The organism is Streptomyces sp. NPDC048664, from assembly GCF_040650555.1.
Classification (GTDB): Bacteria; Actinomycetota; Actinomycetes; order Streptomycetales; family Streptomycetaceae; genus Streptomyces.
Map to the genome: position 1 here is coordinate 37864 of NZ_JBEZHK010000021.1, position 21190 is coordinate 59053.

The following is a 21190-nucleotide window of genomic DNA, read 5'->3' on the forward strand; positions in this document are numbered from 1 at the left end:
CGGGCGGGCGGCCTCGGTGGGTGGCCATGCCCGGGAAGGGCTGCCGTGCCGCTGCCGCGTGGGCGGTGACGCCTCGGGCCCGGGCCGCGGACCGTGACACCCCCTTCGCGCGACGCCGTCCGTCCAGAAGGGCCGGGGGCGACCGGGCGGGCTCAGGTTCGGTGGAGGAGGCGGCGCAGTCTGCGGACCAGGACGGACGCCGCGCCCCGTACGCCCGGGGCCAGTCGCAGCGCCAGGGCGCCGGAGTGGGTGGCGTAGGGCTGGACCAGGAGCACGCCGTGCCGCAGGCTCGGCAGGGCGCGGCGGGACAGCAGGCCGGTGCCGGGGACGGCGTGGGCCGTGGTCTCGCAGCGCGCGCCGTCGGCGCAGTGCAGCGTCAGCCGCAGGTCCCAGGTGCCGGCGCCGAGCGCCGCGAGGTCGACCGCGCTCTCGCCGCTCCAGCCGCCGGAGCCGGCGTCGCGGCGCAGGGGGGCCGTGTACGTGCGGCTGGTGGAGGCGCCGTCCCGGGGGGTGAAGGTCACCTCGACGGCGGTCGGGCGCGCGTTCTCCATCCGCCCGTACAGCTCGTGCAGGTGCAGCCGCAGCCGGGTGCCGCCCACCCGTGGGCGCAGATGCGCGGCGATGGTCACGGGCAGATGCCGTACGGGCCGGTGGAGCAGGTGTTCCAGCCGGACCTCGGGCAGGTCCGCGGCCCAGACCGGGGTGCCGTCCGCCGCCGTGGCGTAGGGCGGGGTCAGCCGCGCGGGGCGGGCCGCGAGGGCTTTGAGCCGGTCGAGGTCGCGGGGCTCCTCGGCGGCGAGGACCACCTGGGCGACGACCCGGCCGGGCACGGAGGCCTGCGCGAGGTCGGCCTCGTCGAAGTCCGCGAGGAAGGCGCGCGTGAGCGTCCACCACTCCCTCCGGTACCCGGCGTCGCGCAGCGGCAACTCCCGGGTGTACATGCGCAGCCCGCGGTCCAGGAAGGTGGTGCGCGCGGCGCGGGCGAGCCGCTTCTCGCCGGCCTGCGACAGGATCTCGTACGCCTGCCGGGTCGCCTCCATGCGCGCCTTCCAGTTGTCGACGCCGGCGCGGTCGAGGGAGATGGACAGGCGGGCCGCCGAGCGCCGCACATGCCAGACGTAGACGGTCTCGGGCACCAGCGCGATGCCGGGCCCCGCGGCCAGCACCCGCGCGCTGAAGACGAAGTCCTCGTAGGGGAAGCGGCCGTCCGGGAAGCGGATGCCGTGCTCGCGCAGGAAGTCGGTGCGGTACAGCTTGTTGACGCACAGGGTGTCGTGCGCCAGCCGGGGGCGCTCGCTGGGGTGGGGGACCAGCGCCGGGCGCGCGTACAGCTCGGGCTGCCAGGGGACCTCGTGGCCCGAGGGCAGTTCGCGGCGCACGCACAGGCCCGCCGCCACCGGGACGCCGTGCGCGACGGCCGCCGTGAGCAGCGCCTCGACGGCTCCGGGCGGCAGGACGTCGTCGCTGTCCAGGAACATCACGTACGGGGCGGCGGCCGCGTCGATGCCGTCGTTGCGCGGGGTGCCGCAGCCGCCGCTGTTGACGGTCCTGGGGATGACCCGCACGCGCGGCTCGTCGGCCGCGAGGGCGGCCAGCAGCGCGGGGCTGCCGTCCGTCGAGCGGTCGTCGACAGCGATCACCTCGCGGACGACACCGCCCTGGGCCAGGGCGGAGCGCACCGCGTCCGTCACATGGGCGGCGTCGTCGTAGCCGATGACGACGACGCTGACCTGGGCGTCGTGAGGGTGCGTCGATTCCACGAGCGAGCACACTAGGGATCCTGGGTAATCATCCGTTAAGAAGTCGCCAACCCCCCGTCCAAGAGCCGGCCAATCCTTGCCCCGGGACGGGCCGTCCCGAGCGCCACAGGCGGGTGAAGGACAGGACCGCCGCGCAGACCAGCAGTCCGTTGCGCAGCGACATGAGCGCGCAGCCCGCCCAGGTCCCGGCCACGACCTCGGCGTAGTAGGCGGGGAACTCCACGGTGCTCACGGCGGTCGCCGCCAGGATCAGCGGTGCCACGGGGCGCTGGGTGGTGTGCCGTGACGTCAGGCACACGGCCGCCAGTCCGACCAGCCACACCATGTACTGGGGGCTGATCACCCGGCTCGTCACCGTGAACAGCAGCACGGCGGCCAGCGCCGCGTCGTACGGGGTCGCCGGTGTCCAGCGGCGGGCCCGCAGCCGCCACAGCAGCAGGAGCGCGAAGGCGAGCGCGGTCAGCGCGAGGGAGCTCAGGGCGACGGTGCGCACATGCGGGCCGACGAACTCCACGGCGCCGTACTGGTACCGGGTGCGCATCGGCCGGCCCGCCGCCCGGCGCGCCAGTATGAGCACGGTGCCGCCCAGCGACTCGATCTGCACACCCCGGCCGCCCTGCTGGCGCAGGAAGTCGAACGGGGCGCGGAACAGGGCCGTGACCAGGGCGAGCAGCGTGGCCGTGGTCAGCGCCGCGGCGGTCCAGGCCGCGCGGGTCGTCCGGCCGCGCGGTGTGCCGAGGAGCGCGAGCGCGGGCCACACCTTCACCAGGGCCCCCAGTGCCGCGAACACGCCGCTCGCCCGCCCTGAGCGGCCCAGGAGCAGCAGGGAGAGCATTGCGAACGCGGTCACCTGGACGTCGTAGCGGGCCAGCGGGATGTGCAGCAGCAGCGGGAGGCCCGCGACCCACAGGGCCGCGCCCCCGAGCGAGCGGTCCGGGCGGGTGCCCGCGCGGGCGAGGGCGAGGGCGATCAGCGCGTCGGTGAGCAGGGTGAGGGTGACGAACGCCTGGAAGTACGTCAGCCCGGGGAGCAGGGCGGGGGAGAGCAGCACCCCGCCCGCGCCCGGCGGGTACTGCCACAGGCGGTCACCCGAGGGGAAGGCGCCGTGCCTCAGGACGCCGTACCAGCCGTGGTACAGCCGTGACACCTCCCGGGAGACCCCGCCGCTGCCGAGCAGTGCGTACCGGTCGTGGGTGAGCAGCCACAGCATCAGGGCGCGGGTCAGGGCCCAGGCGGCGGCCAGGGCGAGCAACCGGCGCCGCCGGTGGTTCGTCCTGTCGAAGGGCGGCGGAATGCGAGCGGAAGGGAATGTCCTGGGCGTAGCGGGGTGGTTCGGGGCATTCTTCGAGGCACTCATCAAGCCCGGATGGTAGGCGGATTTCGTCCGTTCACGGGGAGTTGCACCATCGATGTCGAGTAAGAAATATCTAATCGCACTAAAGTCGGGCATGTTGAATGGCGTCATGAGTCGGTCGCCCGAGAGGCGCAGAGAGCGCGTGGCCGTCCTCCTGCCCGCGAGCGTCATGTTCGCGATCGGGCTGTGGGGACTGGACCGCGGCGGCATGTGGCGCGACGAGGCGGCCACGTTCGACGTCGCGCGGCGCCCGGTGCCGCAGATCTGGCATCTGCTGCACACCGTGGACGCGGTGCACGGCTTCTACTACCTGATGATGCGTCCGATCCTGGCCGTCCACCCCGGTGAGGTGATGCTGCGGCTGCCCTCGGTCTGCGGGGCGGCGCTCGCCGCGGGCCTGGTGGCCGCGCTGGGCACCCGGCTGGCCCGGCCGCGGGTGGGGCTGTGGGCGGGCCTGCTCTACGCGGTCACGCCGATGGTCGGGCACTACGCCCAGGAGGGCCGCTCGTACGCGCTGGTCGCGGCCGGGGTCGCGGGCGCGACACTGCTGCTGGTGCGGGCGGTGCGGGGCGGGAGGTGGTGGCCGTACGGGACGGTCGTCGCCGTCACCTGCGTCCTGCACGAGTTCGCCGTGCTGGCGCTGCTCGCGCACGCCTGCACGCTGGCACTCGCCCGGGTGCCGGGCCGGGTGTGGCGGGGCTGGCTGGCCGCGGCCGGGGCCGCGGTCCTCGTGCTGCTGCCCCTGGCGCTGGTGTCGCACGGCCAGGCGGCGCAGGTGGCGTGGTTGAGGAAACCGGACGTGCGGAGCGCGGAGTCGCTCCTGAGGGAGTTCACCGGCCCCTCGTGGACGGTCCTGGTGCCGTGCCTGCTGCTGGCGGCCCTGGCGCTGGCCCCGCGCCGGCCGGCCCCGGCGTGGGGCCGGGGCGTCACCCTGGCCGGGGTGGCGCTGCCCCTGGTCGTGGTGCCGCCCGCGGTGCTGATGGCGGTGTCGCGCGTCTCGCCCCTCTACTACGACCGTTATGTGCTGTACGCGCTGGCCGGGGCGCCGCTGCTCGCGGCGGCCGGCGCGGACCGGATGGCCGGCGCGGCCCGGCGCCTGCGCACCGGTGCCCCCCGGCGGCCGTGGACGGGCGGGTCCCGGGCGTCCACCGCGCTCCCCGGCAGGCATCACCCGGACGAGGGAGTCCCTCTCGGCCACCACTCCGACCCGCCCCGCGGTGGTGCCCCCGGCCCGGCCGGCAGTCACCGTCCCCTCCTCGCCCATGTGCCCCGGCCCGCGCGGCCGGCCGACGCCGGCGGCCACATCGCCCTGCGGGACGCGCCGCCCGCCCCTGCCCCCGGCGCCGCGGCGGCCGTCCGGCGCCTCTCGCCGGTGCGGCGCGACGGGACGGCGCTGCTCGGAGTGCTCGCCGTCTGCGCCGTGTTCGCCGTGCACCTCCCGGTGCTGCGGGCCGACCGCCTCGCCTCCCACCGCCCCGACGACCTCGCGGCCGTCTCGGCGTTCGCCGGCGGCCGGCTCCGGCCGGGGGACCCCGTCCTCTTCCTCCCCTCGATGGAGCGCCGCACGGCCCTGACCTATCCGGCGGGCTTCGCCGGGACCCGCGACGTGGCACTGGACGTGCCCGCCGCCGAGGACGGCTCGCTCTACGGACGCGAGACCGGTCCCCGGGAACTGCGGCGGCGGCTCGACGGGCTGACGTACGTCTGGGTGGTCGCCCGGCGGTTCGCCCTGCGCGGCTCGTGGACGCCCACCAGCCCCACCGAGAGCGCCAAACTCGCGGTGCTGCGCCGCGACTTCCGTCTCCGGCAGCGGTACACGCACGACGGCGCGGTCCTCCGGCTGTACGTGCGCCGCTGACCCGCCGCTCCCGCCGCCGGGCGGCTCACGGTCGTGCGGGGCGGTGCTCACTCGGTTGCCCGATCGTGTCCCCGGGGCGACGTGGCGAGTGCGTGGTGAGGTGAGGCGGTGTCCTTGTCGAGCCGGGGAGTGTCCATGATCGGCGCAACCAGATCCACCGCCGTCGCGGCGGGTGCCCTCTGCGCGCTCCTCGGCCCGGCGACGGCCCCGGCCGGGTCCGCGGCCGTGCCCGGTCCGTGGCGGGCGGCGGCCGCGGCGGTGCACGGCGGGTGGGGCGCCGACGACGCGCCGATCACCCGTCTGCGCACACCTCCCACCGGCACGTCGATCGCCTCGCCCGCGCGCGACACCCTCTACGCCTGCCGGGGAGGGACGCTCACCCGGCCCGACCGCCCGTGGATCGACGCGCACGGCGTGATCGACGTGCGCAGACGCCCCTTCGTCTCGGGGACCATGCACTGGCACAAGGTTCTGCGGGTGACGACGACCCCGACGACCAGGCACTTCAAGGGCAACGGCCTCCCGGGCCACGCCACCGGACGCTTCCCTGTGCGCAAGGGCACGCCCGCCTACAAGTACTACGCGGAGATCCCCGCGCACGGTTACCCCAACGCCGCGGCGATCCCCATCGAGCCATGGAACCTCGACGTCACCGTGCCCCGCCGTCCGGTCGCACGGGCGACGCCCACGTGCATCGCGCAGCTCACGACCGGGATGGCTCTGGCGGGCGGCACCTTCCACCTGGAGGTGGCCACCGACGCCGAGGACCGCCCGGTCGACCCCAACGCGGCGCTGCCCCTGGACCGCTGCTGGGGCCACCCGTACGACACGCAGTACCACTACCACGGCCCCTCCCAGACCTGCTTCGGCGCGGCGGGTTCCAGGCGGCGGGCCGGCAGGGGGCGTTCCGGGCACTCGCCGCTCGTGGGATACGCCATCGACGGCTTCGGGATCTACGGGCCGCGCGGCGAGGACGGAAGGATCGTCAGGAACAAGGACCTCGACGTCTGCCACGGCCACACGCACGCGATCATGTGGGACGGCAAGAAGGTCGTCATGTACCACTACCACCTGAACGGCGAGTACCCGTACTCGATCGGATGCTTCCGGGGTACGCCGGTGACGGTCCCCGGCGACCCGCACGGCCACGACTGGAGCCACTGACCCCGGCCGCGGGAGGGCCCGGCGGCCGGTCTCAGCCGAGGCACCCCGGGATCTCGTCCCCTGCCGCCGAGTCCAGGGCCGCCGAGTCCAGGGCGGCGGTCAGGCGGTCCAGGCGGGCCTGGAGGTCCAGGATCTCCGCCACGTCGAAGCCCGTCGCCGCGGCGATCCGGCGCGGCACCCGGGCGGCGAGCCGCTTCAGGTCCGCGCCCTCCCGCGTGAGGTGGACGCGCACGGACCGTTCGTCCTCGGCGCTGCGCTCCCGCCGCACCAGGCCCGCCGCCTCCAGGCGCTTCAGAAGCGGCGAGAGCGTTCCGGAGTCCAGCCGCAGATGCTCGCCGAGCCGCTTCACCGGCAGGTCCCCGTGCTCCCACAGCACCAGCATCACCAGGTACTGGGGATAGGTGAGCCCCAGGTCCTTGAGCACGACGCGGTAGACGCCGTTGAAGGCGCGGGAGGCGGCGTGGAGGGAGAAGCAGATCTGCCGGTCCAGCCGCAGGAACTCCTCGCCCGCGGACTCGGCGGACCCGGGGGGCGGCGCGCTTGTCATGCACCCAGGATACCTCCCGGCGGACCATTCAGTTGTGCACAACTTAATTGTGTGCTTCAATCTTCTGTGTGAGGCGGTCCGGAGCAGGAACGGAAGCCGGCCGCCGACGACTTCGAGAGGGTTGGTTTCCCATGGACGCGCTGTACACCGCTGTCGCCACCGCCACGCACGGCCGCGACGGCCGCGCGGTCAGCTCCGACGGCAAGCTGGACCTGGAGCTGGCCATCCCCGTGGAGATGGGCGGCAGCGGCCAGGGCACGAACCCCGAGCAGCTGTTCGCCGCCGGGTACGCGGCCTGCTTCGCCAGCGCGCTGGGCCTGGTCGGGCGGCAGGCGAAGGTCGACGTCAGCGACGCCGCCGTGACCGGTGAGGTCGGCATCGGCAAGCAGGGCGAGGGCTTCGGCCTCGCGGTCACCCTCCGCGTGGAGCTCCCGGACTCCGTGGACCAGGAGACCGGCCGCAAGCTGGTCGAGCAGGCCCACCAGGTCTGCCCGTACTCCAACGCGACCCGCGGCAACATCCCGGTCGAGCTCGTCGTCGAGTAACCGACCCCCCAGCCCGCGCCCGACGCCGGAGGCCTTCTCCCGGCGCCGGGCGCGTCCTTGTGTCCGACCACCGCGCGGCCGCCTTCGCCTTCGGGCAGGTGACCGGGCGCTCATGGCCGGTGGGTGGGAGGGGGTGGCTCGGGCGGGGTCAGGAACGCCGAGACCGTCGCCGTGAACGCCTGGGGCGATGCGGTGTGGATCAGGTGTCCTACCGGGATGGTGACCAGGCGCCCGCCGGGGATGCGGTGAGCCAGTTCGGCGATGCCGTCCTGCGGCACGTGGCTGCGGGGACCGCCGGCCAGGACGAGCGTCTCGGCGGTGATGCCGCCGAGACGCTCCAGCCATCGGGGGTCGGGCGCGTCGAGCTGCCTCCTGATGGCCCGCACCATCTCCCAGTCGAAGGACAGTTCGCCCTCGGGCCTGGTCGGGACGACCGGCTTGCGGGGGTGCGGAGCCGGAACGTCCTCCAGGACGAGCCGGCTCACTCGCCGCGGGTGCTCCGCCGCGAGCAGGTGGGCCACGACCCCGCCCATGGAATGCCCGATCAGGTCCACCGTGCCCAGCCCCAGCGCGTCCAGGAAGTGGAGCACGTCGTCCCGCATGAGTTCGAGCGAGTAGTCCCCCGGCCAGTCGCTCCGGCCGTGGCCGCGCAGATCGAGGGCGTACACCCGCCTGCTGAGCGCGAGGACCGGCGCCACCGCCTCCCAGTCGGTCGCGTCCTCGCCCAGCGCGTGCAGCAGGACGAGCGGTGCGGCGTCCGGCGGACCCGACACCCGGCAGGCCAGCCGGAGCCCTCCCGCGTGCACCGAGTGGTGATCAGCCATGCGCGGCCTCCCGGTCGTCCTGTCCCGTGGCCAGCGAGTCCACCAGGGCCAAGGCGTCGTCCACCGAACCCGCCGGGTCGTTCAGGGGGTACAGGACTCCGCGGACCGTGCGCGTGGAGTCCAGGACGAGGGTGAGGCGCTTGAGGCGGTCCATGCCCGCCGCGCGGAAGGTGGGCAGCCGCAGGGTGGCGGTCAGGCGCAGGTCGGCGTCGGACAGGAGCGGGAACGCGATGCGCTGGTGGCGCGCGAACGCGGCGAGCTGGTCGGGGCGCTGGGTGCTGACCCCGTGCACCCGGGCGTCGCGCTCGGCGAACTCCGCCATCCGGTCGCGGTAGGTGCACGACTCCAGCGTGCAGCCGGGGGCGCCCGGGATCCGGTCCCATCCGGGCGGGTGGCCGTGGTGGTCGGGCGCGTAGGCGCCGGGGAAGCAGTACAGGACCGTCCAGGCCCGGTCCGTCGCCACCGGGTCGACCAACGTGCCGGAGGGGCCGGCCAGTTCGAGTGCGGGCAGCCGGCGGCCCACCAGGGCGTGGACGCGCCGGGTCTCGGCGGAGTCGTCGGTGCTGGTGGCCGTGAGGGCGCCGTCCCCCATGACATGGCGGGCGCCCCAGTCCTGGAGGGCGACCAGGACGGGCAGCAGCCCGCGGCCGGCCGGGGTCAGGTGGTACTCGTACCGGGGAGGGTGCGGGTGGTACAGGCGCTTCTCCAGCACCTCGTCCGCGACCAGCGTCCTCAGGCGCTCCGTCAGCACCTTGCGGCTGATGCCGAGTCCGTCCCGCAGCGCGTCGAACTGATGCGTCCCGCCCGCGACATCGCGGATGAGCAGCAGTGTCCACGGGTCGCCGACGACCGTCAGCGCCTGCGCGATCGCGCAGTCGGGGTCGCCGAGTTCTGTGTACCGCACAGTCCATGAGTATAGTCAGTTCCCTAAGGGAACTCACTCGGTGGCCGCGGGGGGCAGCGACATGACGACGGTGGTTCGGGGACGGCGGGACGAGGAGGGGCGGCGGGGGGCCGGCTCCTCGCGCGCCGCGGTGTTCTGGCGGTACTGGGGCGCGTCCACGGTGAGCGGGCTCGGGGACGCCGTGACGGCGGTGGCCCTGCCCCTGCTCGCCGTGCTGGTGCTGCACGCCTCGGCGTTCGAGGTCAGCCTGATCACGGCCGCCTCCTACGTCGCGTGGCTGCTGATAGGCCTGCCGGCCGGAGTCCTCGTGCACCGCCTGCCCCTGCGCGGCACGCCGGTGGTGATGGACCTGCTCCGGGCCGTCGCGGTGGGCTCGGTGCCGGTGGCCGCGGCGCTCGGTGTGCTGAGCCTGGTCCACCTCGTCCTGGTGGCCCTGGTGGTCGGGCTCGCGTCCGTGGTCTTCGACGTCGGCACCTCGACGTTGCTGCCCTCCCTCGTCGGCAAGGAGGAGCTGACCGCCCGCAACAGCCTCGCCTCCGGGACCCACGCGGCGACCCAGCTCGGCGGCCCCTCCCTCGGCGGTGTGCTCGTCCAGGTGCTGGGCGCGGCGACGTCGATGGTGGTCGACACGGTCAGCTACCTCGCCTCGGCCGCTTTGATGGGCAGCCTGCCCCGGGTCGCGCACCCCGCGCAGGAGGGCCCGCGCCGCGGGATGACCGAGATGATCCGCGAGGGCTGGCGCCATGTCGTCCGCCACCCGGTCATCGGCCCGTGCGCGGCGGACGCGACGGCCCTGAACTTCGTGAACGGCGGCCTGATGGCGCTCACCCCGGTCTTCCTGGTGCGCACCCTGGACGCGCCGCCCGCCCTGGTCGGCGTGCTCATCGCGGCCGACGGTCTCGGCACCCTGATCGGCGCGGCGCTCACTCCCCGGATCGTCGCCCGCGTGGGCAGCGGACGGGCCGTCGTCTGGGCCTCGCTGGCCACGCCGTGCTTCGCGGTGCTGATGCCGCTGGCCGGGCACTCGGCCGCGCTCCTCGTGTTCGCCCTGGGATACGGCGGCTTCGGCGCGGCCGTGGTGGTGACGAGCATCGTCACCCGCACCTACCGGCAGACCGCCACACCCCCGGAGCTGCTGCCGCGCGTGATGGCGACGGTCCGCTTCGTCTCCTGGGGTGTGATCCCCTTCGGCGCGCTGGCGGCCGGGGGCGCCGCCGCCCTGTGGGGGACCCGGGCCGCCTTCGCACTGATGGCCGTCGGATCGGCGATCAGCCCGGCGATCCTGCTGGCCAGCCCGGTCCGGCGGATGCGCGAACTCGTCTGACGCGTCCCGGGCCCGGCGCTCCTGGCGGGGCGCGGTTCAGCGCCAGGTCAGTACGTCGCTCTCGCTCGCGGCCGGGGCCGGGATCGAGATCTCGACGTCGGGGTCGCCCAGCATCAGGGTGCGCACCACCCGCTCCGCCGCGCGGCCGTCGTCGTACGCGCAGAAGCGGCCGCGGAATCCGGCGCGCAGTTCCGCCGACTCCGCGTCGCGCCAGCAGCCGGACGCGAAGAGCCACGCCAGTTCGCGGTACGAGCGCGAGACATGGCCCGGCGCGTCCGCCGTGACGTCGATGTACGCGCCCCGGCTCGCCGTGAAGGCGCGCCAGTCGTCGGCGTGCACCACGATCGGGCGGTCGAGGTTGGCGTAGTCGAACATGAGGGCCGAGTAGTCGGTGACCAGGGCGTCGGAGGCGAGCATCACCTCCTCCACGTGGAGTTCGTCGGTGGCGTCGACCAGGACGCCCCGCCGGTGCAGCTCGCTCAGACCCGCCCCGCGGGCCGGGCCGTCCGCCAGCGACGGGTGCAGACGGACCACCAGGGTGTGCCCCGGGCCCAGTTCCTCGGCGAACCGGACCAGGTCGAACCGCTCCGTGTGGCCGCCCCGGACATGGTCGCGGCGGGTGGGCGCGTACAGCACGACCGTGTGGTCCTCGGGGATGCCGTGCCGCAGGCGGAAGGCCGCCCCGTCGCCGGGCTTCGCGTTGACCAGGACGTCGTTGCGGGGGCTGCCGGTGCGGGCCGAGGTGAAGTCGCAGGGGTAGGCGCGGTCCCAGACCAGCTCGGAGTGGAGGTTGGCGACCAGGCTGTAGTCCCAGCGGTCGGCCCGGCGCAGCATCTGCGGCACGTCGAACCCGTGCCGGGCGCCCGGCTTGCCCAGCAGGTCGACGCCCATGTACTTCAGCGGGGTGCCCTGATGGGTGTGGATGTGGACGCTGCCGGGACGCCCCGGCACGGTGTGGGGCCAGTTGACGTTGTTGACGAAGAAGGTCGCCCGTGCCGTGATCCGGCGGCAGGCCAGGCTGTCGGGCAGGACGTACTCGACGTCCGGCGGGAGACGGTCCGCCTGGTCCTCGCGCACCACCCACACGGCGCGGATGTGCGGGGCCAGGTCGCGGGCGGCGCGGTGGATCGCCGCCGGGTCGCCGCTCGGGCCGCGGTGCGAGAACGCGGAGTACACCGCCAGGTGCGGGTCCAGGGGCCGCTTGCCGTACGCCCAGGACCAGCCGCGCTTGACCCGCCCGGTCGCCGCGTTGCGCAGCCGCCGGCCGCGCCGGCCCAGCGCGTCACCGGCGGCGGCCCCGTGCCGCCCGGCCAGGTAGCGGGCGTATCCCCCCTCCAGGACGCGCAGTTCGGCGGGCACCGGCTCCTCGGTGCGGTGCTCGTGGAAGAGCCGGGCGGTGCGGTGGAAGAACTCCCGCTTGTCGCCGGGGGGAAGGCGGTCCGGTTTGGACAGGATGTCCAGGCAGTGCTCGCCCATCTTGTGGCGCAGGTACGCGCGCCAGCGCTCCAGCTCCGGGTGGGCGTCGACGTGGGCGAAGACCCGCGTGTACTGGTCGTGGATGTCGAAGTGCTTGCGGCTGGTGGTGGACAGGATGTTGCCCTGGCGGCGCTGGCGGTAGGTGAGGCAGATCCGGTCCAGGGCCACGACGTGCCCGGCGCCGAGCAGGACGGGGAACGTCCAGGGCGTGTCCTCGTAGTAGCCGGGCGGGAAGGTGAAGCCGCCGCGCTCGACGAACTCCCGGCGGTGGACCTTGTTCCACACCACCATCAGCAGATCGAGGATCCGCGGGTACTCGGCCGCGGTGAAGCCGGCCTCGGGCGCCTCGGCGAGCACCCGGGCCAGGACGTTGCGCCGGGTGCCGCCCCACCAGTAGGCGCGGGCGTAGTCGAAGACCAGGACGTCCGGGTCGCCGGTCTCCTCCAGCCGGTCCGCGATCGCGCGCAGCGCGCCCGGGGTGAGCGTGTCGTCGCTGTCCAGGAAGAGCAGGAAGTCCCCGGTGGCCAGGGGCATCCCGGCGTTGCGGGCCCGCCCCAGGCCCACGTTCTCGGGCAGGTGCAGCACCCGCACCCGCGGATCGCGCTCGGCGTACTCGTCGAGGATCTCCCCGCAGCCGTCGGGTGAGCAGTCGTCCACCGCGACGATCTCGAAGTCGCCGTACGACTGCCCGAGCACCGAGTCGAGGCACTCGCGCAGGAAGCCCTGGACCTTGAACACGGGGACGATGACGCTGAAGCGGGGCACGGTGATCAGCTCCTCACAAGGGCGTGGGCCGGGGCCGGAACACGGTCGGCGAGCGGGACCACGGCCGGGATCGACGCCGCGGGCTCGCCCAGCAGCACCCGGCGCACCACGCGTTCGGCCGCCCGCCCGTCGTCGAACTGGCAGAAGCGCCGGCGGAAGGCGGCGCGCAGCGCGGCGGCCGTGCCGTCCGCGTACGAGCCGCCGCGGACGACGGCGGCCAGTTCCTCGGGCGTGTGCGCCACCCGGCCCGGCGGGGCGTCCAGCAGGTCGAAGTAGACGCCCCGGGTCTCCCGGTAGACGTCCCAGTCGTCCGCGTACACGACGATCGGGCGGTCGAGGTTGGCGTAGTCGAACATGATGGACGAGTAGTCGGTGATCAGCGCGTCGGCGGCCAGGCACACGTCCTCGGAGGAGCGGTGCGCGGTCACGTCGATGATCCGGCCGCCGCCCGCCGGTCCGCCGCCCTGGTCGTAGAAGTAGTGGGCGCGCAGCAGGACCACGAACTCCTCGCCCAGCGCGTCGCAGAACGCGTCCAGGTCCAGGCGCGTGTCGTAGCCGGCACTGGTGTCGCGGTGCGTGGGCGCGTACAGCAGGGCGGTCCGGTTCTCGGGGACGCCCAGCTCGCGGCGGACACGGGCGACGTCCTCGGCGGTCGCCGTGTAGTACACGTCGTTGCGCGGATACCCGTACTCGAGCATCTCGTACGCGCCGGGGTAGGCCCGCTCCCACATCTGGCTGGAGTGCCGGTTGGAGGAGAGGTTGTAGTCCCAGCGGTCCACCCGCGCCAGCAGCTTGGTGAAGCTTCCGCTCGCCGCCGCGACGACGGGATACGTGGACTGGTCGACGCCCATCTTCTTCAGCGGGGTGCCGTGCTGGGTCTGCAGGTGCACGCTGCCGGGCCGCTTGACCACGCCGTCCGCGAAGTTGGCGTTGTTGATCAGATAGGTGGCGCGGGCCAGCACGTCCCAGTAGGTGCGGCTGCCGATCACCGCGTACTCCACGTCCCCGGGCAGACTGTCCACCGCGTCCGCCTCGACCAGGAACACCGACCTGATGTGCGGAGCCAGTTCGCGGGCCTTGGCGTGGATCGCGGCCGGGTTGCAGGCGTAACCGCGGCCCCAGTAGGCGCAGTACACCGCGAGGCCGGGATCGCGCGGGCGGCGCAGCGCCAGCGCGTAGCGGGCACGGGTGCGCAGCCCGCGCGGCACCGGCGCGCCCCGGACCGCCTTCGTCAGGCCCTGGTTGACACCGCGCAGCGCCCGGAAGGCGCTGTACGCGCCGGACGCCAGCAGCCGGTGCTGCACCCCGATGCTGCCCGCGGGCGGCCGGTACCCCTCGGGGCGGTGGCGGCGGTAGAGGCGGCCCGCACGCCGGAAGAAGTCACGCCGCAGACGCGCGGGCAGCCGTTCCGGGTGCGCGGCGGTCCGCAGGACCACGGCGAAGAGCTGCTCGAACAGGGGCCGCGCCCGCTCCACGGACAGGCCGACCTCGGCGGCCCGGCCCATCACCAGCTCGACCTGGTCCAGCAGGTCGACCTGGTGGACGCCGGGCCGGTGCAGCCGGCTGCCCTGCCGGCGCACCAGATGCCGCACGCACACCGAACGCAGCACGGCCACCCGGGCCGCGGCCAGGGTGACCAGGCCGCCCCAGCCGATGTCGGTGAAGTGGCTCGCCGGGAAGGCCAGCCGGTGCTCGGTCACGAACGCCCGCCGGTACGCGGCGCTCCACGCGGGCACCGACACTCCGGTGAGTTCCGGTGCCAGGCAGGGGGCGAAGGCGCCCTTCGGGGTCTTCACCAGGGGCGGCGTGGTCGTCCCTGAGTCCCACCAGTGGACCCGCTCGTGGGCGAAGTACAGGACGTCCACGTCGCCGGTGCGCGCGAGGCGCGCGTCGAGCGCCGCGAGCGCGCCCGGCGCCAGCAGGTCGTCCCCGTCCAGGAACAGCAGGTAGCCGCCCCTCGCCGTCTCGGCCCCGGCGGTGCGCGCCACGCCCAGGCCGCCGGAGGACGGCGAGGTCAGCGGGACCACCCGGGCGTCGCGCTCGGCGTACGCGCTGACGACCGCGCCCTCGGGGGCGTCGGGCGCGTCGCAGACCGCGATCAGCTCGATGTCGCGGAAGGACTGGGCGAGGACGGAGTCCAGTGCCTGGGACAGGCGGCCCGCCACGCCGAAGGCGGGGACGATGATGCTGAAGCGGGGCAATTCTGTTCTTTCTCTCGGGCCCCGGTTCCTGCCCCGGGGCCGGCGCGGCAAGGGCGTGCGGGTGTCAGCGCCCCGGCCGCCCCGAAGGGCGGCAGGTGAACGGCCGGGAGGGGGTGGGCCTGCGAGGCACGGGGCGGCTCCGGAGCGAAGAGGGGACGGGGCGGAGAAGGGACGGGGACGGCGACGAAGGGGCGAAGGGACGAAGGCGGGGGCGTCAGAGGTACTCGTCGACCGGCACCCGGCGGCCTGGCACCGGGACGGTGGCCGGAGGCGCGGGCGGCAGGACCGCGGACGCGGCGGAGGGGACCGGATGGCGGCCGGACAGCGGGATGACCGGCGGCAGCCAGGTGTCCTCGCCGAACACGACCCGGCGCGCGATCCGCTCGGCGGCCAGCCCGTCGTCGTACGGGCAGAACCGCTCGCGGAACGCCCTGCGCCGCTGCGCCGAGCGCGAGCCGCGCCAGTGGCCGGTCGTGAAGATGTCGACCAGCTCGTCCTCGTCGCGCGCCACGGCGCCCGGCGGGAAGCCGCGCACGTCGAAGCAGGTGCCGCGCGCCGCGTCGTACGCCTCCCAGTCGTTCGCGTAGAGGACGATCGGCCGGTCGAGGTTGGCGTAGTCGAACATCAGCGAGGAGAAGTCGGTGATCAGCGCGTCCGAGGCCAGGCACACCGACTCGACGCCGGGCAGTGCGCTCACGTCGATCACGCGGCCCTTCCTGCTCCGCGCCAGCGGCTCCCCGCAGGAGGGGTGCGCGCGGGTCAGCAGCACGAAGCGCGGGCCGAGCCGGTCGAGGACCCGCTCCAGATCGAGGCCGACACGCCGCCCGCGGTGGTAGTCGCGGTACGTCGGCGCGTACAGCACGGCCACCGCGCCCTCGGGGACGCCCAGCGCCTGCCGGGCCCGGTTCACGTCCGCGGACGTCGCGCGGACGAAGACGTCGTTGCGGGGCAGCCCGTACTCCAGGGTGGTGAACCCGGAGGGGAACGCCCGCTCCCAGACCAGCGTGGAGTGGCGGTTGCCGGAGACGACGTAGTCCCAGCTGTCGGCGGAGCGCAGCATCCGGGCGATGTCGGCGCCCCGGGCGGCGGCCGGGCGGTCCAGCAGGTCCAGGCCCATGCGCTTGACCGGCGTGCCCTGCCGGGTCTGGACCAGCACCTGGCCGCGGCGCTTGACCACCGAGGGCTCGAAGTCGGCGTTGTGCACCAGGTACGTGGACCGGGCCAGCGCCGTCCAGTACGCCGCCGAGCCGGGACGCAGCGCCCGGGTGCCGGCCGGCACGGTGTGGTGGTGCTCGGGCCGCGCGATCCACGCGGTGCGGATCCGGGGGGACAGGCCCCGGAAGGCGGCCTCCAGGGCGCCCGGACTGCAGCCGTACGGGCCCCCCGCGTCCCGGGTGAAGACCGCGTGGTCGGCGCGCAGCGGAAGACGCAGCTGCACCCGGTAGTGCGCCCGCAGGGCGGCGCCGGACAGCCTGCCGGCGGCTGCGGCGGCCAGCGCCCTGGTGCGGCGGGCGCGGCGGTACGCCCAGGTCAGCACGCGATGGACGCGGGGGTCACCCAGGCGGATCAGCAGATCGCGGGCCCGGGTGGGCGCGCCCGGCACCCGGTGGCGGCGGTAGTGGGCGCGGGCCAGGCGCAGGAACGCGGCCCGGTCCTCGCGGGGCAGCCGGTCGCGCGCGGCGTGCACCGCGGCCAGGTGGTCGACCATGCGGCGGAACAGCACCGGGCGCCAGCGGTCGAGCCCGGGGCGGGCGTCGAGGAACGCGAAGACGCGGTCGTACTGGTCGAGGACGTCGAAGTGCGCCCGGCTGGTGGAGGCCAGGATGTTGCCGCCCTGGCGGCGCTGGCGGTAGTGCACGCACGTGCGGTCCAGGGTGGCGATGGTGCGGGCGGACAGCAGCACCGGGAACGTCCAGGGCGTGTCCTCGTAGTAGCCGGGCGGGAAGGTGAAGCCCTCGCGCTCGATGAACTCCCGGCGGTACGCCTTGTTCCAGACCACCATCAGCAGCGAGAGCAGCCCGGGCCGGTCCTCCAGGGCGAAGGGTGCCGGGCCCTGCTCGGTGAGCAGGCTCGCGAGCTGGTTGCGCACCGTGCGCCCGGTCCAGTACGCGCGGGCGTAGTCGAACACCAGGACGTCGGGCGCCGAGGTCTCGTCCAGCCGGTCGGCGATGTCCCGCAGCGCCCCCGGGACCAGGGTGTCGTCCCCGTCCAGGAAGAGCACGTAGTCGCCGGTCGCCTCCTTCAGGCCGGCGTTGCGGGCCGGCCCGAGCCCCTGGTTGCGCGGCAGGTGCAGCGGGCGTACGCGGGCGTCACGGGCGGCGAACTCGTCGATGATCGCGCCCGAGGCGTCCGGCGAGCAGTCCTCGACCGCGATCACCTCGACATCCGTGTACGACTGCTCCAGCACGGATGCGAGGCACTCCTGCAGGTACGCCTGAACCTTGTACGCGGGGACGATGACACTGAACCTGGGCAAGGGGCATCCATAGGATCGGCACGGGCATACTGCGCAAAAACGTCCTATGGAGTGGTTTGGTTACGGGGGTTACGGCATACGGGGGAACGTCCGCGGGAACCCCGGGTGAACGCCCGGGGGTGGGCCGGTGCACCGGCCCACCCCCGAACCCCGCCGTGGGACGACTACTTGACGGCGCCCGCCATGACGCCGGACACGAACTGCCGTTGGAAGGCGAAGAAGACGGCCAGCGGGATCACCATCGAGAGGAACGCGCCCGGTGCCAGGACGTCGATGTTGCTGCCGAACTGGCGCACCTGGGTCTGGAGCGCCACCGTGATCGGCTGCGTCCCGGACTTGGTGAACACCAGGGCCACCAGCATGTCGTTCCACACCCACAGGAACTGGAAGATGCCGAGGCTGGCGAGGGCGGGGCCGCCGAGCGGCAGCACCACCCGGGCGAACAACCGCAGTTCACCCGCACCGTCGAGCCGGGCCGCCTCCAGGAGCTCCCGGGGGATCTCCGCGAAGAAGTTCCGCAGCAGGAACACCGCGAACGGCAGACCGAACCCCGTGTGGAACAGGATCACGCCGAGGACCGTGCCGAACAGGCCGATCCTCCCGAACAGTTCCGCGATCGGGATCAGCGCCACCTGCACGGGCACCACCAGCAGGCCCACCACGGCCAGGAACCACCAGTCGCGGCCCGGGAACTCCATCCAGGCGAAGGCGTAGCCCGCGAGGGAGCCCAGCACCACGACCAGCAGGGTCGCCGGGACGGTGATCAGGACCGTGTTCCACAGGGAGTGGGTGATGTCGCCGTTCTGAAGGAGCCTGTGGTAGCTCTCGAAGGTCAGCTGCGAGGGCTTGGCGAAGACGTTCCACCAGCCCGAGGAGCTCATGTCGGCCGGCTTGCGCAGCGAGGCCAGCAGCAGCCCGACGGTGGGCACCAGCCAGAACAGTGCGACCAGGACGAGGAAGACCCGCACCAGGCCGCCGCCGACGCCCTCCACGAGCCGCGCCCCGAGAGAACGCCGCGCTCCTGCCACCGCTCCGGCCGCCCCGGGCGCCGTCCCCGCCTCCGCACGCGCCGCCGGCGCACTTCCGGCCTCGGCCGTCATCGCCGCACCTCCCGCCTGAGCCGCCGGATGTTGAAGAGCATCACCGGGACGACGAGCACCAGCAGGAACACCGCGATGGCGCTCGCGATGCCGGGCCGGTCCTCCGAGAAGCCCTTGCGGTACAGCTCCAGGGCCAGGACGTTCGCGTCGTCCTGGGACGAGCCCGGCGGGATGATGAAGACCAGGTCGAAGACCTTCAGCACGTTGATCATCAAGGTGACCGCGACCACCGCGAGCACCGGCGCGAGCAGCGGCACGGTGACCCGCCGGAACACCTGCCACTCGTTCGCGCCGTCCACCCGCGCCGCCTCCAGCAGCTCCCGGGGCACGGCTGCGAGGCCGGCCGCGATCAGCACCATCGCGAAACCGGCCCACATCCAGACGTACGCGCCGATCACCGCCGGGGTGACGAGCGTCGGACCCAGCCAGTCGACGCCGTTGTACGGCTCCCTGAAGTTGCTCGCCGGGAGTCTGAGCACCGCGCCGTCCGCGGCGGCCGGCAGCGTGAACGTGCCGTCGGCGGCGGCCCGCGCGGTGGCGACGACCCTGCCGCCCTTGACCGCCTCGATCCGCATGCCCGCGTAGCCCAGCTCGGAGGGGTCGACGACGCCGAGCCGGCCGACGCCCCTGCCGCGCGTGAAGTCCTGCCAGGCCGTGCCGGTGACCTGCCCCGGCTCCGGCTTCGCCGCGGCCGCCCGCCGCGCGCTCCTCGGCATCTGGTCCGGGGCGACCCCGACCAGCGGGAGGACGACCGGCACTCCCGCGCGCACGGGCGCGCTGGTGACGAAGCCGCTCTGCGCGGCCTCCAGGGGCGACTCACGACCCGGGTGCGCCCTGGGGAACGCGGACGACTCGGCGAACGTGTCGTGGACGCCCACCCAGACCGCGTTGGCCACGCCCCTGCCGGGGTCCTGGTCGTAGACGAGGCGGAAGATGATGCCCGCCGCCAGCATGGAGATCGCCATCGGCATGAAGACGACCAGCTTGAACGCGGTGCCCCAGCGCACCTTCTCGGTCAGCACCGCGAAGACCAGGCCCAGCGCCGTCGCGACGGCGGGCGCGAACACCACCCAGACGACGGTGTTCTTCAGCGCGGAGCGGACGCCGTCATCGGTGAACAGGGCCTTGTAGTTGGCGAACCCGCCGGACCCGGCGAGGCCGTCGCCCGAGGCGTTCTGGAAACTGCGGACCACCGAGTACCCGATCGGGTAGACCACGAGCGCGCCGAGCAGCACCAGGGCGGGCAGCAGGAACAGCGCCGCCACCGTCCCGCGGGTGCCGGTCACGCTCTTGCGTGAGCGGGGGGCGGGTGCCGTGTCGGGGGCACCCGCCGCCGTGGCCGACGTCATCGCCGGTCAGCTCCCGTTGCCGTACGCCGCCGCCGCGTCCTTCTCCAGCCTCGCCTGCGCGCCCGCGACGTCCTTCGGGTTCTTCAGGAAGTCCTGGAGGTCCTTCCACTCGCCCTTGCCGGGCGTACCGCCGAACGCCTGCGGGGCCTGGTCGGACATGTCGAAGCGGAAGTCGTCGCCCGCCGCGATCAGAGCCTTGGCCATCTTCTGCTGCACCGGGTTCGGGTACGCCGACAGCGGGACCGCCTTGTTCGGCGAGAGGTAGCCGCCGAGCCTGGCCTGGATGGCCGCCGCGTCCGGTGAGGCCAGGAAGGTGACCAGGGCCTGCGCCGCCTTGGAGTCCTTGAAGACGACCGCCGCGTCGCCGCCGGTCACCACGGGCGGGCGGCTGCCCACGGCCGGGAACGGGAACACCTTCGCGTCCGTGCCGACCTTCGCCTTGGTGTCACCGATGTTGACCTGCGCGAAGTCGCCCTCGAAGACCATGCCGGCCTTCGGCTGGTCGCCGCCGGTGAAGGTCTGGGTGACGGAGGCGGGGAACTCGGTCTGGAGCGCCCCGTCCGCGCCGCCCGCGACATAGTCCTTCCTGCCCCAGATCTGGGCGAGCGTGGTCAGCGCCTCCTTGACGGAAGGATCCGTCCACTTGATCGTGTGCCGGGCGAGCTGGTCGTACTTCTGCGGACCTGCCTGCGAGAGGTACACGTTCTCGAACCAGTCGGTGAGGGTCCAGCCGTCCGCGCCGCCGACCGAGAACGGGGTGACCCCGGAGTCGTAGACGGCCTGGGCCGCCGTCATCAGCTCCGGCCAGGTCCCCGGCTCCTTGGCCCCCGCGTTCTCGAGAACCTTCGCGTTGTACCAGATCAGGGACTTGTTGGCGGACTTGTAGTAGACGCCGTACGGTGTGCCGTCGACCTTGCCGATGTCCTGCCAACCGGTCGAGTAGTTCCTGGCCAGCTCGGCCTGGGCCTCCGAGCCCAGCGGCTTGGCCCACTTCTTGTCCACGGCCTGCTTGATGGCGCCCGGCTGGGGGAGCATCGCGACGTCCGGCGGCTGGCCGCCCGCGATCTTCGAACCGAGGAAGTTGACGATCGGGTCCTGGGCGGGCACGAAGGTGACCTTGGCACCGGTGCGCTTCTCGAACTCGGTGAGCACCTTCTTGAAGTTGGCCTGTTCGGTCCCGGTCCAGACGGCGGCGACCTCCAGGCTCTGGCCGTTCAGCTTGGGGAGCGTGAGGGTGCTGCCGCTCTCCTTGCCACCGCCGTCCGCGTCCTTGCCGCCGCTGCCGCCACCGCCGCAGCCGGCGAGCGCGAGCGCGCCCACGACGACGAGGGCGGCGACGGGCCGGCCGGATCCGCGAGTTGCTCGAGTGGGGGTGGGGGTTGTGGGGGTGGGGTGCCTTCGAAGGGTGCTGTGCATGACTGCCCCGTTCTTCGTTCCTTGGCATGGCCGAACGTGCGAGCGCTGTCCCGTGCGCTCTGGTCTACGCAAGGTCGTTCGGGGCGGCAAGACCGCGTGTGGCCTGAACGGGGTGATCGTGACCACG

15 protein-coding genes are annotated in these 21190 nt (G+C 73.7%); 4 read left to right on the forward strand and 11 right to left on the reverse strand.

Going from position 1 to position 21190, the window contains the following annotated elements; genetic code table 11:
• Positions 1-152 precede the first annotated feature (152 nt).
• Entirely contained in the window at positions 153-1760 is a 1608-nt protein-coding gene (locus AB0C59_RS22445) for a glycosyltransferase family 2 protein (RefSeq protein ID WP_363007207.1), read from the reverse strand.
• Positions 1761-1788: 28 nt separating this feature from the next.
• The gene (locus AB0C59_RS22450; RefSeq protein ID WP_363007378.1) at positions 1789-2970 is read right to left on the reverse strand and encodes a glycosyltransferase 87 family protein; all 1182 of its coding nucleotides are present in this window, start codon (positions 2968-2970) and stop codon (positions 1789-1791) included.
• Positions 2971-3223: 253 nt separating this feature from the next.
• Here AB0C59_RS22450 and AB0C59_RS22455 point away from each other — a divergent pair, with 253 nt between their 5' ends.
• Positions 3224-4972, forward strand: a complete 1749-nt coding sequence (locus AB0C59_RS22455) for a glycosyltransferase family 39 protein (RefSeq protein ID WP_363007209.1) — start codon at positions 3224-3226, stop codon at positions 4970-4972.
• A gap of 135 nt (positions 4973-5107) precedes the next feature.
• Positions 5108-6136, forward strand: coding sequence for a YHYH protein (locus AB0C59_RS22460; RefSeq protein WP_363007211.1), 1029 nt, complete (start codon positions 5108-5110; stop codon positions 6134-6136).
• A gap of 31 nt (positions 6137-6167) precedes the next feature.
• Here AB0C59_RS22460 and AB0C59_RS22465 read toward each other — a convergent pair whose 3' ends face one another.
• On the reverse strand, positions 6168-6683 hold the full coding sequence (locus AB0C59_RS22465; RefSeq protein WP_363007213.1) for a MarR family transcriptional regulator: 516 nt from the start codon (positions 6681-6683) through the stop codon (positions 6168-6170).
• A gap of 131 nt (positions 6684-6814) precedes the next feature.
• Here AB0C59_RS22465 and AB0C59_RS22470 point away from each other — a divergent pair, with 131 nt between their 5' ends.
• Positions 6815-7228 carry an organic hydroperoxide resistance protein gene (locus AB0C59_RS22470; protein ID WP_363007215.1) on the forward strand — a complete coding sequence of 138 codons (414 nt, stop codon included), beginning with the start codon at positions 6815-6817 and terminating at the stop codon, positions 7226-7228.
• Between the two features lie 110 nt (positions 7229-7338).
• On the opposite strand, the gene AB0C59_RS22475 is transcribed toward AB0C59_RS22470, so the two are convergent.
• Both AB0C59_RS22475 and AB0C59_RS22480 read right to left on the reverse strand, forming a co-directional pair.
• Positions 7339-8052 (reverse strand): alpha/beta fold hydrolase, encoded by a 714-nt coding sequence (locus AB0C59_RS22475; protein ID WP_363007217.1) that lies wholly within the window; start codon positions 8050-8052, stop codon positions 7339-7341.
• Positions 8045-8956 carry a winged helix-turn-helix transcriptional regulator gene (locus tag AB0C59_RS22480; protein WP_363007219.1) on the reverse strand — a complete coding sequence of 304 codons (912 nt, stop codon included), beginning with the start codon at positions 8954-8956 and terminating at the stop codon, positions 8045-8047. Before AB0C59_RS22480 ends, AB0C59_RS22475 begins: the two co-directional genes overlap by 8 nt.
• Before the next feature lie 61 nt (positions 8957-9017).
• Between AB0C59_RS22480 and AB0C59_RS22485 the strand changes: the two genes are divergently transcribed.
• Positions 9018-10280, forward strand: a complete 1263-nt coding sequence (locus AB0C59_RS22485; protein WP_363007221.1) for an MFS transporter — start codon at positions 9018-9020, stop codon at positions 10278-10280.
• 36 nt (positions 10281-10316) lie between these two features.
• Here the strand turns inward: AB0C59_RS22485 and AB0C59_RS22490 are convergent, their stop codons facing one another.
• From AB0C59_RS22490 to AB0C59_RS22515, 6 genes are all read right to left on the reverse strand, one after another.
• Complete coding sequence (locus tag AB0C59_RS22490; RefSeq protein ID WP_363007223.1) at positions 10317-12521, reverse strand: CDP-glycerol glycerophosphotransferase family protein; 2205 nt, start codon at positions 12519-12521, stop codon at positions 10317-10319.
• A 5-nt stretch (positions 12522-12526) separates the two neighbouring features.
• A complete protein-coding gene (locus AB0C59_RS22495) occupies positions 12527-14722 on the reverse strand; it encodes a CDP-glycerol glycerophosphotransferase family protein (protein WP_363007225.1) in 2196 nt (731 codons plus the stop codon).
• A gap of 214 nt (positions 14723-14936) precedes the next feature.
• Positions 14937-17198, reverse strand: a complete 2262-nt coding sequence (locus tag AB0C59_RS22500) for a bifunctional glycosyltransferase family 2 protein/CDP-glycerol:glycerophosphate glycerophosphotransferase (protein WP_363007227.1) — start codon at positions 17196-17198, stop codon at positions 14937-14939.
• A gap of 164 nt (positions 17199-17362) precedes the next feature.
• Positions 17363-18298: a carbohydrate ABC transporter permease gene (locus AB0C59_RS22505; RefSeq protein ID WP_363007229.1), complete on the reverse strand. Its 936-nt coding sequence runs from the start codon at positions 18296-18298 to the stop codon at positions 17363-17365.
• Complete coding sequence (locus AB0C59_RS22510; RefSeq protein WP_363007231.1) at positions 18295-19647, reverse strand: sugar ABC transporter permease; 1353 nt, start codon at positions 19645-19647, stop codon at positions 18295-18297. The genes AB0C59_RS22505 and AB0C59_RS22510 overlap by 4 nt, the downstream gene beginning before the upstream one ends.
• A gap of 6 nt (positions 19648-19653) precedes the next feature.
• Positions 19654-21063: an extracellular solute-binding protein gene (locus AB0C59_RS22515; protein ID WP_363007233.1), complete on the reverse strand. Its 1410-nt coding sequence runs from the start codon at positions 21061-21063 to the stop codon at positions 19654-19656.
• Positions 21064-21190 lie beyond the last annotated feature (127 nt).

Excerpts from the sequence above, each read along its gene's own strand:
- AB0C59_RS22450 (WP_363007378.1), bottom strand. The coding sequence starts at position 2,970 with ATGCTGTGGCTGCTCACCCACGACCGGTACGCACTGCTCGGCAGCGGC.
- AB0C59_RS22455 (WP_363007209.1), top strand. The coding sequence starts at position 3,224 with ATGAGTCGGTCGCCCGAGAGGCGCAGAGAGCGCGTGGCCGTCCTCCTG.
- AB0C59_RS22460 (WP_363007211.1), top strand. The coding sequence starts at position 5,108 with ATGATCGGCGCAACCAGATCCACCGCCGTCGCGGCGGGTGCCCTCTGC.
- AB0C59_RS22465 (WP_363007213.1), bottom strand. The coding sequence starts at position 6,683 with ATGACAAGCGCGCCGCCCCCCGGGTCCGCCGAGTCCGCGGGCGAGGAG.
- AB0C59_RS22470 (WP_363007215.1), top strand. The coding sequence starts at position 6,815 with ATGGACGCGCTGTACACCGCTGTCGCCACCGCCACGCACGGCCGCGAC.
- AB0C59_RS22475 (WP_363007217.1), bottom strand. The coding sequence starts at position 8,052 with ATGGCTGATCACCACTCGGTGCACGCGGGAGGGCTCCGGCTGGCCTGC.
- AB0C59_RS22485 (WP_363007221.1), top strand. The coding sequence starts at position 9,018 with ATGACGACGGTGGTTCGGGGACGGCGGGACGAGGAGGGGCGGCGGGGG.
- AB0C59_RS22505 (WP_363007229.1), bottom strand. The coding sequence starts at position 18,298 with ATGACGGCCGAGGCCGGAAGTGCGCCGGCGGCGCGTGCGGAGGCGGGG.
- AB0C59_RS22510 (WP_363007231.1), bottom strand. The coding sequence starts at position 19,647 with ATGACGTCGGCCACGGCGGCGGGTGCCCCCGACACGGCACCCGCCCCC.
- AB0C59_RS22515 (WP_363007233.1), bottom strand. The coding sequence starts at position 21,063 with ATGCACAGCACCCTTCGAAGGCACCCCACCCCCACAACCCCCACCCCC.